Annotated in this window: 12 protein-coding genes and 1 pseudogene; 9 read left to right on the plus strand and 4 right to left on the minus strand. The window is 68.2% G+C overall.

Going from position 1 to position 13,629, the window contains the following annotated elements:
* The first annotated feature begins 151 nt into the window (after positions 1 to 151).
* Positions 152 to 790 (plus strand): annotated as a pseudogene (locus VGF64_06550) (enoyl-CoA hydratase-related protein).
* Between the two features lie 13 nt (positions 791 to 803).
* On the opposite strand, the gene VGF64_06555 reads toward VGF64_06550, so the two are convergent.
* On the minus strand, positions 804 to 1,586 hold the full coding sequence (locus tag VGF64_06555; protein ID HEY1634399.1) for an enoyl-CoA hydratase/isomerase family protein: 783 nt from the start codon (positions 1,584 to 1,586) through the stop codon (positions 804 to 806).
* Between the two features lie 138 nt (positions 1,587 to 1,724).
* Between VGF64_06555 and VGF64_06560 the strand changes: the two genes are divergently transcribed.
* The 3 genes from VGF64_06560 (at position 1,725) to VGF64_06570 (ending at position 5,297) form a co-directional block, all read left to right on the plus strand.
* Complete coding sequence (locus VGF64_06560) at positions 1,725 to 2,549, plus strand: enoyl-CoA hydratase/isomerase family protein (GenBank protein ID HEY1634400.1); 825 nt, start codon at positions 1,725 to 1,727, stop codon at positions 2,547 to 2,549.
* A 76-nt stretch (positions 2,550 to 2,625) separates the two neighbouring features.
* Positions 2,626 to 4,107 carry an aldehyde dehydrogenase family protein gene (locus VGF64_06565; protein HEY1634401.1) on the plus strand — a complete coding sequence of 494 codons (1,482 nt, stop codon included), beginning with the start codon at positions 2,626 to 2,628 and terminating at the stop codon, positions 4,105 to 4,107.
* Positions 4,104 to 5,297: a cytochrome P450 gene (locus tag VGF64_06570; protein HEY1634402.1), complete on the plus strand. Its 1,194-nt coding sequence runs from the start codon at positions 4,104 to 4,106 to the stop codon at positions 5,295 to 5,297. Before VGF64_06565 ends, VGF64_06570 begins: the two co-directional genes overlap by 4 nt.
* Before the next feature lie 36 nt (positions 5,298 to 5,333).
* On the opposite strand, the gene VGF64_06575 is transcribed toward VGF64_06570, so the two are convergent.
* A complete protein-coding gene (locus VGF64_06575; protein ID HEY1634403.1) occupies positions 5,334 to 6,533 on the minus strand; it encodes an amidohydrolase family protein in 1,200 nt (399 codons plus the stop codon).
* A gap of 59 nt (positions 6,534 to 6,592) precedes the next feature.
* Here VGF64_06575 and VGF64_06580 point away from each other — a divergent pair, with 59 nt between their 5' ends.
* From VGF64_06580 to VGF64_06600, 5 genes are all read left to right on the plus strand, one after another.
* Complete coding sequence (locus tag VGF64_06580; protein HEY1634404.1) at positions 6,593 to 7,732, plus strand: acyl-CoA dehydrogenase family protein; 1,140 nt, start codon at positions 6,593 to 6,595, stop codon at positions 7,730 to 7,732.
* Positions 7,729 to 8,985, plus strand: a complete 1,257-nt coding sequence (locus VGF64_06585) for an acyl-CoA dehydrogenase family protein (GenBank protein HEY1634405.1) — start codon at positions 7,729 to 7,731, stop codon at positions 8,983 to 8,985. Before VGF64_06580 ends, VGF64_06585 begins: the two co-directional genes overlap by 4 nt.
* Before the next feature lie 74 nt (positions 8,986 to 9,059).
* Positions 9,060 to 9,491: a nuclear transport factor 2 family protein gene (locus tag VGF64_06590; protein ID HEY1634406.1), complete on the plus strand. Its 432-nt coding sequence runs from the start codon at positions 9,060 to 9,062 to the stop codon at positions 9,489 to 9,491.
* The gene (locus tag VGF64_06595; GenBank protein HEY1634407.1) at positions 9,491 to 10,621 is read left to right on the plus strand and encodes an acyl-CoA dehydrogenase family protein; all 1,131 of its coding nucleotides are present in this window, start codon (positions 9,491 to 9,493) and stop codon (positions 10,619 to 10,621) included. The genes VGF64_06590 and VGF64_06595 overlap by 1 nt, the downstream gene beginning before the upstream one ends.
* Positions 10,618 to 11,556: an acyl-CoA dehydrogenase family protein gene (locus VGF64_06600; GenBank protein HEY1634408.1), complete on the plus strand. Its 939-nt coding sequence runs from the start codon at positions 10,618 to 10,620 to the stop codon at positions 11,554 to 11,556. Before VGF64_06595 ends, VGF64_06600 begins: the two co-directional genes overlap by 4 nt.
* Before the next feature lie 18 nt (positions 11,557 to 11,574).
* Here the strand turns inward: VGF64_06600 and VGF64_06605 are convergent, their stop codons facing one another.
* Together VGF64_06605 and VGF64_06610 are read right to left on the minus strand one after the other, a co-directional pair.
* On the minus strand, positions 11,575 to 12,849 hold the full coding sequence (locus VGF64_06605; GenBank protein HEY1634409.1) for a cytochrome P450: 1,275 nt from the start codon (positions 12,847 to 12,849) through the stop codon (positions 11,575 to 11,577).
* Positions 12,846 to 13,628 (minus strand): enoyl-CoA hydratase/isomerase family protein, encoded by a 783-nt coding sequence (locus VGF64_06610; protein ID HEY1634410.1) that lies wholly within the window; start codon positions 13,626 to 13,628, stop codon positions 12,846 to 12,848. The genes VGF64_06605 and VGF64_06610 overlap by 4 nt, the downstream gene beginning before the upstream one ends.
* Position 13,629 lies beyond the last annotated feature (1 nt).

A 13,629-nucleotide genomic window follows, 5' to 3' on the forward strand; every position in this document is an offset into this window, starting at 1 on the left:
CGACACCGCGTTCGCTCGCGCTGAGCAGGACGATGAGGTGAGGGTCGTGATCCTCGGCGGCGCCGGGCCGATGTTCTCCTCCGGTCACGACACCGGGTCGTCGCTATACCAGGAGGAAGCGTGAGGTGGCAGTCGACCGCACCCGACGCAGTCGATCAACGGCGGCACTCGCGATGGCGTCGAACGTCTGATGCTCCAGGAGTGGCACTACTTCTTCGAGAACACCCGGCGGTGGCGTAACCTCCGGAAGATCACGATCGGCCAAGCGCATGGCGACGTCTTCGCCGCCGGCCTCATGCTCCTCTGGGCCTGCGACCTCATCGTGTGCGCCGAGGGCACCCGGTTCGCCGACGTCGTCGGCACTCGTCTGGGGATGTGCGGCGTCGAGTACTTCGCTCATCCGTGGGAGTTCGGTCCCCGCAAGGCCAAGGAGCTGTTGCTGACCGGTGACGCGATCGACGCCGACGAGGCGTACCGGCTTGGCATGGTGACCAAGGTGTTCCCGGGTGATGCGCTCCAGGAGCACACGATCGAGCTCGCCCGGCGCATCGCCCAGCTCCCCACGATGTCGGCGCTGCTCACCAAGGAGGCCGTCAACCAGACGGTCGACAACATGGGCTTCTACAACGCGCTCAACGCCTGCTTCACGCTGCACGAGCTGAACCACTCGCATTGGGCCTGGGTGAACGAGGACCGGTTCCCCATCGCCAAGGAGGACGCCGGGATCCCCAACTGGCGGGAGGCCCCACCGATCGTGCCCGCGGTCAAAGACCGGGTGCGGGCGGACTGACTCCGTTACGGCGCTAGCGGATCCGAGGCTCGATGCGCGAGCCGGAGCGAAACGCCTCTTGCCCTTGCTCCAGCCGTTCGCTCGTCGTGCCGAGCTGCAGGAACACGTTGCCCAGGTCGATGGCCTGGCTTGCGGGGAGGTCCTTGGCCGCCCAGAGCGTCCGCAGCGTCGCCTGCACGGCATGTGGCGGCTGCGCGGCGAAGACGCTCGCCAGCCGGCGCGCCGCGGGGAGGAGCTCGGACGACGGGACGACCTCGCTGACCAGGCCGAGCCGCTGCGCGGTGGCGGCGCTGATGCGCTCATGACTTCCGGCGAGGGCCATGCGCAGCACCTCACCGAACGGCATGCGGCGGAGCAGGAGGATCGGCTCGAACGCCGCCACCATCCCATAGGTGACGTGAGGATCGAAGAAGGTGGCGTGCTCGGCGGCGATGATGACGTCGGACTCGCCGAGCATGTAGAACGCCCCGGCGCACGCCATGCCGTTGACCGCCGCGACCACAGGCTTCCACAGCTCCTGGCTCTTCGGACCGAGGTCGCGACCCGGATCCTCGTAGGTCAGCGGGTCGAACGTGAACTCGGGCACGCTCGATCGGTCTATTCCCGTGCAGAACGCCTTCTCGCCCCGGCCGGTCAGCACGATGGCACGCACGTCGCTGTCGGATCGGAGCGCCTGCCACAGCCGCGTCAGCTCCTGTGTCATCGTGGGGTCGAACGCGTTGTGCACCTGCGGCCGGTCGAGGGTCACCGTCGCGATCCCGTCAGAGAGCTCGAGGGCCAGGGTCGTGAGGTCCACGCCGGAGCGTAGCCCGGGCCACCCCCGATCGGCCGGCCCGGGTCGGTACCCGCCCCCGGGCCGGTGATCGCCCGCACTCCGAATCCATTTGATGTAATTTGCCCGACGCCCGCCGATCAGTGCGGCGAGGGGGTACGGGTGGACAGCTTCGAGACGATTCTGTACGAAGAGCGGGACGGCGTCGCCGTGGTCACGCTCAACCGTCCCGAGGTCTACAACGCCTTCAACTACGCCATGCAGTTGGAGCTGCGACAGGTCTGGAGATCGCTCCGGACCAACGACGACGTGCGCGCCGTCATTCTGACCGGCGCGGGCGACAAGGCCTTCTGTACCGGGATCGACCGCCAGGAGGCCATCCAGGAGGGCTACCTCGAGAAGAAGTCCACGCCGTCGAAATCCGGTCGGCAGTCGACGCCGTTCATGTTCAACGACCCCGGGGCGAATATCAACCCGAAGGAGAACGACCTCTGGAAGCCCGTCGTCGCCGCCGTGAACGGCATGGCGTGCGCTGGCGCCCTCTACATGCTCGGGGAGGCCGATATCGTCATCGCCGCCGAGCACGCCACCTTCTTCGACCCTCACGTCACCTACGGGATGGTGGCCGGGTTCGAGTCCGTGCACCTGTTCCAGAAGCTGCCCCTCGGCGAGACACTGCGCGTCGCGCTGCTCGGCGCCCACGAGCGCATGTCGGCTGCTCGGGCCCACCAACTCGGTCTGGTCTCCGAGGTCGTGCCCGCGGCCGAGCTCCTCGAACGTGCACTCTGGGTCGGAGACAAGATCGCGTCAGCGCCAGTGCTCGCCATCCAGGGAACCCTCCGCGCCATCTGGATGGCCAATGAGGTTGCCCGCCGCGAGGCGCTACGGCAGGTGTCGTTGTTCGTCTCGCTCGGCACGGAGCGCGAGAACCTCGCCGGCGGCGAGCAAGCGTTCAAGTCCGGTCGCCGCGAGTGGCGACTGCGCTAGCGTTCGTTTTTGACTGCGACGTCAATATTAGCTATCGTCGGCCCAGCCGGGTCGTCGCGCGCGAAGGGGGCGACACATGGGTGGAACTGCGGGACCGAGGTCGGAGACGCGGATGCTCGTCGAGGGACGGTTGATCGACGCCGACTCCGACAGGACCTTCGACAACGTGAACCCCGCCACCGAGGAGGTGCTCGGTGAGGTCGCCGACGCGTCGCCGGCGGAGTTGCGCCGCGCTATCGACGCCGCCCGCCGGGCGTTCGACGAGACCAGGTGGTCGACCGACCGGGCCTTCCGCCAGCGTTGTCTCGAGCAGCTCCAGGAGGCGCTGGAGGCCGAGCGGGAGGAGGTACGCGAGGAGCTGATCCTCGAGGTCGGCTGCCCCCGGATGACCACCCACGGCCCGGCGCTCGACCAGCCGCTCGACGGCGCGCTGCGCTACCCGGCCAAGCTGATCGACGAGTTCGCCTGGGAGACCGACCTGCCCGACGCCCCCGGGCAATCGGGCGAGCCGAATACCCGTCAGGTCTGGAAGGAGCCGGTTGGCGTCGTCGGTGCCATCGTGCCGTGGAACTTCCCTTTCGAGGTCACGCTCAACAAGCTCGGCCAGGCCCTCGCCACCGGTAACACCGTGGTGCTGAAGCCGGCGCCGGACACGCCGTGGAACGCGACTCGAATCGGTCGCCTCGTCGTAGAGCGCACCGACATCCCGCCGGGTGTCCTGAACGTTGTCACGTCGTCCGACCACCTGGTCGGCGAGGAGCTCACGCTCTCGCCCAAGGTCGACATGATCTCGTTCACCGGGTCGACAGCCGTCGGCAAGCGGATCATGGAGAAGGGCGCGGCGACGCTGAAGCGGGTCTTCCTCGAGCTAGGCGGCAAGTCGGCGACGATCGTGCTCGACGACGCCGACTTCACGACGGCGCTGATGGTCGGGATGGCCGTCTGCTTCCACGCCGGGCAGGGCTGCGCCATCCCGACCCGGATGCTTCTCCCCCGCTCGCGCTACGAGGAGGGGGTCGAGCTTCTGAAGCAGTACTTGGGCGCGGCACCATACGGCGACCCTCAGCGTCCCGACGTGATGATGGGCCCGCTGATCTCGGCGAAGCAGCGCGATCGGGTGCTCGGCTACATCGAGAAGGGCGTCAAGGAGGGCGCGACACTCGCCCTCGGCGGCGGCCGCCCGAAGGACTACCCGAACGGCTGGTACGTCGAGCCGACGTTGTTCACCGACGTCGACAACTCGATGACGATCGCTCAGGAGGAGATCTTCGGGCCGGTGCTCGTTGCCATCCCCTTCGACGACGACGACGACGCCGTCCGGGTCGCCAACGACAGCCTCTACGGCCTCTCCGGAGGGGTCTTCTCGGGATCGCTCGAGCGGGCGTTGGCGGTGAGCCGCCGCATCCGCACGGGGACACTCAGCGTCAACGGTGGCGCCTACCACGGCGCCGACATCCCGTTCGGCGGCTACAAGCACAGCGGCATCGGGCGCCAGAACGGCCTCGCCGGGTTCGACCAGTACCTCGAGATCAAGTCGCTGGCCTGGCCGAAGTCATGACCGTCGCCAGCGAGAAGATCTACTACGACCCCTACGACTTCGACATCGACACCGACCCCTACCCGCTGTGGAAGCGGATGCGCGACGGGGCACCGCTTTACTACAACGAGAAGTACGACTTCTTCGCGATCAGCCGCTTCGACGACGTCGAAAAGGGGCTGATCGATTGGGAGACGTACCGGTCCGGTCGTGGTTCGGTCCTCGAGATCATCAAGGCGAACATCGAGATACCGCCGGGAAGCATCCTGTTCGAGGATCCGCCCCTCCACGATCTGCACCGCGGGATCCTGTCGCGGGTGTTCACCCCGAGGCGGATGAACGCGATCGAGCCGATGGTGCGGGACTTCTGCGCCCAGACCCTCGACCCGCTCGTCGGCTCGGGGCATTTCGACTTCATCCGTGACCTCGGGGTGTACATGCCGACGCGCACGATCGGCTATCTGCTTGGTATCCCCGAACAGGATCAGGAGGCGATCCGCGTACGCCTCGACGAGGGCCTGCGACTCGGCGACGGCGAGGGCGCGCCGCCGGCACAAGCCGACTTCACCGGGGAGATGTTCGCCGAGTACATCGACTGGCGCGCCGAGCACCCGTCGGACGACCTCATGACCGAGCTCCTGAACGCCGAGGTCGAGGACCACACCGGTGCCACCCGACGACTCACGCGCCAGGAGATCCTCGGCTACGTCTCCTTGCTGGCCGGGGCCGGGAACGAGACGACGACGAGGCTGATCGGCTGGACCGGCAAGCTGCTCGCCGCCCACCCCGACCAGCGGCGCGAGATCGTAGAGAACAGGACCCTGGTCCCGCAGGCGATCGAGGAGATCCTACGCTTCGAGGCGCCGTCGCCGGTGCAGGCGCGCTACGTCGCCCGCGACGTCGAGTATCACGGTCAACCAGTGCCGGAAGGCAGCGTCATGCTCCTGCTCAACGGCTCGGCCAACCGGGACGAGCGCCGTTGGCGGGATCCCGATCGCTTCGACATCCATCGCGAGTCCAAGCAGCACCTGGCCTTCGGCTACGGCATCCACTTCTGCCTCGGCGCCGCGCTCGCCCGTCTCGAGGGGCGGGTGGCACTCGACGAAGTGCTTCAGCGGTTCCCCGAATGGGAGGTTGATTGGGACGAGGCGGTGCAGGCCCGCACGTCCACCGTCCGCGGCTGGGAGCGGCTTCCCGTCGTCATCGGCTGAGAGGAGCCACCAGCTGGTGGCTCCCTCTGCGCAACCTCAGGCTGTGCTGCCGACCGGCACGTCGGCGTTCATCAAGCGAGCGAGGTTCCCGCCCATGATCTTGCGGGCCACCTCGTCCGGCAGCCCCTCGAGCTCCTCGACGTACGTGGCGGGACTGGCGAGACCCTCGGCATGAGGGAAGTCCGACCCGAACAGCACGCGGTCGACACCAACGAGCTCGGCGACCGCGCCAAGGTCGTCCTCCCAGAACGGGCTGATGTGGATCTGTCGCTTGAAGACCGAGACGGGCTCCTCGAGAAAGTCCTGCGGCATCTTCTTGTAGACGTCGGCCAGGTTCTGCAGCAGCGGCTCGACCCAGCTGCTCCCGTTCTCGATCACCGCGACCTTGAGCTGTGGGAAGCGGGAGAGCGCACCGTGGCAGATGAGGGACGACACCGCGTCCTCGACCGGTCGCCACGCGTGGACCATCCGGAAGGCCTGAGGCTGGAACGGCAGCATCTCACTGTCGGAGCCCACCCACTCGTTGGCGTAGCGATCGTAGCCGCTGTCGGACGAGTGCAGGGCGACGAGGATGCCATGGTCGACGACCCTCTCCCAGAAGGGGTCGAACTCCGGCAGGGCGAACGACCGGGGCCCACGGAACCCCGTTACCGGCGCGGGTCGGATGAGCACGACGCGAGCGCCGCGGGCTACGACCCACTCGAGCTCCTCGATGGCGCGATCGACGATCGGCAGCGTGATCACCGGCGTCGCGAAGATCCGTCCCTTGTAGTCGAAATTCCACGTCTCGTGCATCCACTCGTTGAGCGAGTGGATGACCGCATGCGTCGCTTCCGGATCGTCACGAAGGCGCTCCTCGAGCACGCTGGCGAGCGTCGGGAACATGAGCGAGCGATCGATGCCCTGCTCGTCCATGAGCTCGAGCCGCGGACCGGGCTCGCGGAATGCAGGAATCGAACGCATGGGTTCACCGAAGAGCGTACGGCGGTCCTTGCCCTCGGGGTTGCCGCGGCGAAAGTACTCCTCCATCGACCCCGGCCGGGCGACGACATCGAACGTCGGGTTCGGGATGTAGTTGCTGATGCGACCTTTGACGACGATCTTCGTGCGCCCCCGCACCTCGACGTAGTCCACGGCAGCCTTGTACCGGTCGGGCAGGAACTTCGTAAACGCGTCGCGCGTCTCGTAGAGGTGGTTGTCGGCATCGAATACCGTGAAGTCACTCATCCTGGCCATGTCGGGCATGATAGTGCGTTTTGACTGCGACGTCAATATTGGAATACGCTGCTACGGTGATGCAGGACCTGTCGGCCGACCAGCAGTTCTTCAGGGGGACCACGTCGAAGTTCCTCGATGAGCAGATGCCGACAGGTGAGCTGCGTCGCCGTCGCGACACTCAAGCCGGCTTCGACGAGAAGTACTGGCACCGGGGCGCCGACCTCGGTTGGACCTCGCTCCTGGTCGGCGAACACCTCGGGGGCGGCACCGTCAGCGGCGATGGCCTCGTTGACCTGAGCCTGGTCGCCTACGAGTTCGGCCGCCACGCCGCGCCGGGGCCGCTCGTGCCGGACAACATAGTCGCCGCCACCCTCGCCGCGGCAGGCACCGACGCGCACGCAGGCCTGATCGGTGATCTCCTGTCGGGCGGGTCGATCGCGTCCTGGGCGCTGAGCGAACCGCCGCCCCACGACCGTCTTGACGACGTGACCCTCGACATAGGCGTCGACGGCGGCGACGTCGCGCTGAACGGCGTGAAGCGCCCGGTCGAATCCGCGCGACAGGCAGACCACCTGCTCGTGACCGGTCGCACGGGCACCGGTCTGACGCAGGTCCTCGTTCCGACCGACGCCGCTGGCGTCTCCGTGGAGCCGATGCGGACGGTCGACTTGACGCGGCGCTTCGATCGCGTGATCTTCGACGATGTCAGGTTGCCCGCCAGGACGGTGATCGGCGAGGTGGGCGGTGCCGGCGGGCAGGTGGAACGCCAGCTCCAGATGGCCCTCGTCCTCGTCAACGCCGAGTGCGTCGGCGCCATGCAGACCGGCTTCGACATGACGCTCGAGTGGATGTTCGACAGATACTCGTTCGGGCGGCCGCTGGCGTCGTACCAGGAGCTGAAGCATCGCCTCGCCGATATGAAGACATGGCTGGAGGCGAGCCACGCCATCAGCGACGCGGCGGCCGCAGCAGTTGGGTCGGGCTCGCCCGACGGGGCAGAGCTCGTCAGCGCAGCAAAGGCGTTCATCGGTGAGTATGGCACCCAGCTGCTGCAGGACTGCGTGCAGCTCCACGGCGGGATCGGTGTCACGTTCGACCACGACCTGCACCTCTTCCTCCGCCGGCACACCGTGAACCGGGCCTTGTACGGCACCCCCGCAGAGCACCGGCAGCGGATCGCTGACCTGGTCGAACAGCAGAAGGGGGTAGTGGCGTGAGCACCGACGAGATCGAGAACGTCGAGGCCTTCCGGCAGCGGGCTCGCGCATGGATCCACGAGAACCTCCGCCCTGTCGGGCCGGTGGCGCTATCGCTGCGCCGGGAGCGAAGCGACGAGCAGGAGCTCGTCGCCGTCGCCCGCGACCGGGAGGTCCAGCGCATGCTGTTCGACGCAGGGCTGGCGGGAATCTGCATCCCCCCCGAGTACGGCGGCCAGGGTCTCACTCCCGACCACCAGCAGGCGCTCAACGACGAGCTCGCCGGCTACGAGTTCGCCATGCGCCTGCAGGTGCCGACGTTCACGCCCTGTCTCGCGGTCCTGCTCGAGTTCGGCACCGAGGACCAGAGGCGTCGGCACATCCCCGCCATCCTCAAGGGCGAGGAGATCTGGATGCAGCTCCTGTCCGAGCCGAGCGGTGGGTCCGATGTTGCCGGGGCGCTGACGAGTGCGGTCCGAGACGGCGACGAGTGGATCCTGAACGGCTCGAAGGTGTGGACGACGGGCGCCTGGTGGTCCGACTGGGGGCTCTGCCTCGCCCGGACGAACTGGGACGTCCCGAAGCACCGCGGACTCACGGTCTTCCTACTGCCGATCCACGAGCCGGGGGTCGAGGTGCGCCGTATCGAGATGCTCAACGGCAACAAGGAGTTCTGTCAGGAGTTCCTCTCCGACGTGCGCGTCCCCGACACCGACCGAGTCGGTGACATCGACGAGGGATGGACGGTCGGGACGGGGTGGATGTTCCACGAGCGGATGCTCTACAACTCACCGCTCGTCACTGTCCCCACCGGCACCACGCGCGGCAGCGCGAGCTCATCTTCGGCGCTCGACGTCGCCCGGGACGCCGGTCGGCTCGCCGATCCGACGGTCCGCGACCTCATCGGGGAAGCGCGGATGCTCGACGTGGTCGGAGAGGAGCTGCAGCGCCGGATCGGTGATGGCATCGCGACGCAAACGATGTCCGGAGAGACGTCCGCCATCGGCCGTGTCTTCGTGGGCGTCGTCGCGGCGCGGCGGATGACCATACAGTTCGAGATCGCGGGCGCCGCCGGCGCGGCCTGGAGCGACGACGACGGCGAGCTGACCCACTGCGGCACCGACTTCCTCATGCGCCAGACGTCCTGCATCGGCGGCGGCACCATCGAGATGGCGCGCAACGTCATCAGCGAGCGGGTCCTCGGCATGCCCCGGGAACGCACGCTCGATCGCGACGTGGCCTTCCGGGACGTGCCGCGAGCATCATCGCGATGAAAGGTCCCGTTTCCTCGGCGATGGCGGCGCTACCGACGTTGCCAGTTTAGGAGAATTTCGTTATCGTCACACCGGTGGCGACCCCGTCGGCCGAAGACGTCATCGAGCTGGAGCAGCTGCTGGCGCGCTATGCCCTCGGCATGACGAAGAGCGACATCGACGCGGTGATCGACGTGTTCACCCCCGACGGCTCCTACAGCGCCTTCGGCGATACTTACGGGCTCGCCGACTTCCCCGCGCTCGTCAAGGCTGCGCCCAAAGGACTCTTCCTCGTCGGCCCGCCCGTGCTCACGCTCGACGGCGACAGGGGCACCGGTGAACAGCCGCTGAGCTTCGTCGACCAGACCAACCACGATATGCGCATCGGGTGGTACACCGACACCTACCGGCGCACCGCCGATGGCTGGCGCCTGCACACAAGGTCGATGACCTTCCTGCGGCGGAGCGGCGCTAAGGATTCCGGTCGAGTGCACGACCCCACGCGGCCCGCACCGACCGCTGGTTGATGGAGCTCGACGAGTTCCGGACGTCGCTCGACGCCTGGCTCGACGAGCAGGAAGGCGCCTTGGCCCCCGATCACGATGGACTCGGGACGTTGGACGAGCAGATGGCGCAGCTCACAAAGGTCAAGAGGCTCACGTTCGATGCCGGCTGGATGCGCTGGGGCTGGCCAGTGCGGGTCGGTGGGCTCGGAGGGACGACGCTGCCGCGCGCCTACCTGGGCGAGGCCCTCACGTCGCGAGACCTCGTCGAGCCAGGGATCTACTCCATGGCCGAGGTGCTGGCGCCGACGATGATCGACTTCGCCGCACCCGAGCTGGCCGCGACCATGGTCCCGCGGTTGCTCCGCGGTGACGAGACGTGGTGCCAGGGCTTCTCCGAGCCCGGCACGGGCAGCAACCTCGCGTCGCTGTCGTGCCGCGCCGTGCGATCCCACGGCGGCTGGCGGGTCACCGGTCAGAAGGTGTGGACGAGTCTGGCCCAGTACTCCGAGCGCTGCGTCCTCTTGACGAGGACGGGCTCCGTCGAGTCGGCGCATCGCGGGATCACCGCGCTCTTCGTCGACATGGACTCGCCCGGTATCACGGTGCGGCCCATCGAGTCGATGCACGGCGTCGAGGAGTTCTGCGAGGTCTTCTTCGACGACGTGGCGGTGCCCTTCGACCGGACTCTCGGCGAGGAGGGCCAAGGCTGGTCGGTCGCCATGGACCTGCTCCCATATGAGCGCAGCACCTCGCTCTGGCACCGCGCCGCCTATCTGCACCGGCGGCTGCAGCAGCTCCTCGACGCGGCTCCGCCGGACACCCTCGACGCCGCCGAGGTCGGCCAAACGACCCAGCTGCTGTACGCCTTCCGAGCACGATCGAGGTCGACGCAGCACCGGTTGGCGCGGGGTGAGGACCTCGGACCGGAGACCTCGATCGACAAAGTGCTGCTGGCCACGATCGAACAGGCGGTGTTCGACCTCGTGGGCGACGGCCTGGCCTCCGACCTGGCCATAGGCGATGGCACCACCAGCGAGCGGTGGCGGACCGAGTTCCTCTACTCGCGGGCGGCCACGATCTACGGCGGCAGCGCCGAGATCCAGCGCAACATCATCGCCCGCCGCCTGCTCGACCTCGGGAGCGATCGGTGATCGACGCCGCGGCGCGGGAGCTGTTCGAGCGCGGCATCGGCCATGCGTTCGACCAACCCACCAGCGAAGCGGTCGACGCAGCCCTAGGCGAGCTGGGCTGGCACGACGCGCTGGCTGCCGACCAGCGCGCCGCGGTCTCGGCTCTCTTCCGGCGCCAGGGCGAGGTGAGCGCCACCTCGTCTGCGCTCGACTGGCTCCTCGCCAGCAGCCTCGGCGCCGACGGTGCCGTGGTGCTCCCCGCCCTCGGCCGATGGGACCCGCCCGGCGAGGTGTACGGGCCGCGGCTGCGGGTCAACGGGCTCTCGCGCCAGTCGATCGGTGACCGCGTCGTCGTGGTGGCAAGCGCCAGGGACAAGGACATCGCGTTCGACGTGCCGGCGGCCGATCTCCTGCTCAGACCGGTGCATGGGGTCGACCCGCAGCTCGAGCTCCTCGAGATAACCGGCGAGACGGTTGATGTCGACGGCCAACCCCTGATCGGTTGGGAGGCCGCCCTCGCCCTCGGGCAACTCGCCGTCGGCCACGAGCTCGTGGGCGCGTCGAGGGCGATGCTCGAGCTCGCTCGCGCCCACGCCCTCGAGCGCGTCCAGTTCGGGCGCCCGATTGCCACATTCCAGGCTATCCGCCACAGGCTGGCCGACTCGCTCGTCGCCATCGAGGCCGCTGAGGCCGTGCTGGATGCCGCCTGGCTGGACCGATCGCCACAGACTGCGGCGATGGCCAAGGCCATGTCGGGGCGCAGCGCTCGGATCGCTGCCCGCCACTGCCAGCAGGTTCTGGCCGGCATCGGGTTCACGACCGAGCACGCGCTCCACCGCTACGTCAGACGGGTGCTCGTGCTCGACCTACTGCTCGGCTCGTCGAAGGCGCTCACGCGGAAGCTGGGCAGCGAGGTCGTCGCCTCGCGACAGCTGCCGCCCCTGCTCCCGCTGTGAGGGTGATGGCGCGGTGAGCTAAGCCGGCTCGAACGTGAGGTGGAGGCGGTTGAGACCGCGGAGGATGTAGGTCGGCGCATACTCGTACCGGCGGGCGCCGGCGGGACCGTGGTGCGCTTCCGAGATTCGTATGTCGCCCATGCGGTCGAGCAGGCGCTCGATCGCCACGCGGGCCTCGGCCCTGGCGAGGGGCGCGCCCGGGCAGAAGTGGTTGCCGTGCCCGAAGGCCAGGTGCTCCCGCGCGTTCTCCCGGTCGACCCGGAACTCCGCCGGCGACCCGAATCGCCGGGGGTCGTGGTTGGCGGCGCCATTGAGGACCATCACGGTGGTCCCGGCGGGGAGGTCGACGCCGCCCACCGTCGTCGGTACCCGTGACAGGCGAAAGTCACCCTTCACCGGGCTCTCGAATCGCAGCACCTCCTCGACGAAGCTGGGGATGCGCTCGCGCTCGGTCCGCAGCAGATCCTGGAGGTCGGGGCGGTCAGCGATGAGCTGGAACGCCGAGCCGAGCAGGCGCACCGTCGTCTCCTGGCCGGCCGCGAACAGGTTCGCGGCCACCCGCACGGCGTCGATCACCTCGGGCAGCGTGCCATCCGGGAAGGTGGCCGTCGCCAGCCCGGTGAGCACGTCATTGCGCGGATGGCGCCGTCGGTCCTCGATGTACAGGGAGAGCTCGCCGTAGAGGTACTCGAGGGGGCTGTGGCGCATCGTGTCGTCCGTGCTGCCCACCTGCCGGCGCTCGTGCGACCCTCCCTGCAGCACCTCGCGGAGCCGGGCCCGGGCTTCGGTGGGCACGCCCAGCAGATCGGCGATCACCAGCAGTGTGAACGGTCCGGCGAACTCCTTGACGATCTCGACCTCGCCCCGGGCGTGGAACTCCTCGATCTGCTGGTCGGCGAGCTCCCACATGAACGCCTCGTTCTCCTTGAGACGCTTTGGCGTGATCAGCCGCATGAGCAGGCCACGATGCGCCTTGTGCGCGGGCGGGTCCATGGTCGTGATCTGGTCGCTCATCGGGAGCTCATCGCGGTGGCGCTCGATCAGCTCGCTCACGTCATTGCCCTCGAGCGGGGTGGGGAAGCCGGGGAACGGCCCCGACACCGAGTTGCACGAGGAGAACGTCTCTACGTCGTGGTAGACGGCAAGCGCCTCTTCGTACCCCGTAACCATCATCACGTCGTGGTGCCGCTCGCGGCGCACCGGGCACTCCTGGCGCAGGAAGTCGAAGTACGGGTAGGGGTCCTCGATGAGCGTCTGCTCGCGGAAGAAGTCGATGGCGTCGTAGTCGGTCATGCCGGTCCCTTCGAGAGGAGGCGGTCGAGATTGGCCCGCAGCTCGGGCGATGTGAACGACCGGTCCTCGGCGGCGAGGGCGAAGTCGATCGTCGCCAGCACGGCCCGCTGGAGGTGGAGATTGAGAATCCGCTTGGTGTCCTCGGTCGCCTGCTTGGGCAACTTGACGATGCGGTCGGCGCAGGCCAGCGCCTGGTCCACCACCCCGCCGTCGGGGCAGACATGGTTCACGAGCCCGATCTCGGCGGCTCGCCGGGCCGGGATGGGGTCACCGGTGAGCGCGTACTCCTTGGCCAGCTGCAGGCTGATGAGGAGCGGCCAGGTAACCGGGCCACCGTCGGCGGCCACCAGGCCCACCGCCACGTGCGGGTCGGCCAGGTGGGCGCTCTCGGCCATGAACACGATGTCGGACAAGGCCACGAGACTGCAGCCGAGCCCGACGGCCGGGCCGTTCACCGCGGCGATGATCGGCACGCGGCACGCGAGCATCCCGGTCACGATCTGCTTGCCGTCGGTCAGCGACTGCCGGCGCAGAGCGCTGTCCTTGGTCAGCTCGACCAGATAGGTGAAATCGCCACCTGCGGAGAACGCCCGGCCGTTGCCGGTCAGCACGACGGCGCGGGCGTCGTCGTCGGCGTCGATCTGCGGGAACAGCTTGGCGAGTCCCTGGTGGAGCTGGTGGTTGGTGGCGTTCAGCTGCTCGGGCCGGTTGAGGCGGACGAGCCTGATCGGCCCCTGGGCCTCGACCTCTATCACGGGCGGCACGTCGTATGCAGTCATC

This window comes from Acidimicrobiales bacterium, from assembly GCA_036491125.1.
Taxonomy (GTDB): Bacteria; Actinomycetota; Acidimicrobiia; order Acidimicrobiales; family AC-9; genus AC-9.

Bases quoted from the DNA above. Each gene is read 5' to 3' on its own strand.
- VGF64_06610 (HEY1634410.1), bottom strand. From the start codon at position 13,628: ATGACTGCATACGACGTGCCGCCCGTGATAGAGGTCGAGGCCCAGGGG.
- VGF64_06580 (HEY1634404.1), top strand. From the start codon at position 6,593: ATGCAGGACCTGTCGGCCGACCAGCAGTTCTTCAGGGGGACCACGTCG.
- VGF64_06605 (HEY1634409.1), bottom strand. From the start codon at position 12,849: ATGACCGACTACGACGCCATCGACTTCTTCCGCGAGCAGACGCTCATC.
- VGF64_06575 (HEY1634403.1), bottom strand. From the start codon at position 6,533: ATGGCCAGGATGAGTGACTTCACGGTATTCGATGCCGACAACCACCTC.
- VGF64_06570 (HEY1634402.1), top strand. From the start codon at position 4,104: ATGACCGTCGCCAGCGAGAAGATCTACTACGACCCCTACGACTTCGAC.
- VGF64_06565 (HEY1634401.1), top strand. From the start codon at position 2,626: ATGGGTGGAACTGCGGGACCGAGGTCGGAGACGCGGATGCTCGTCGAG.
- VGF64_06595 (HEY1634407.1), top strand. From the start codon at position 9,491: ATGGAGCTCGACGAGTTCCGGACGTCGCTCGACGCCTGGCTCGACGAG.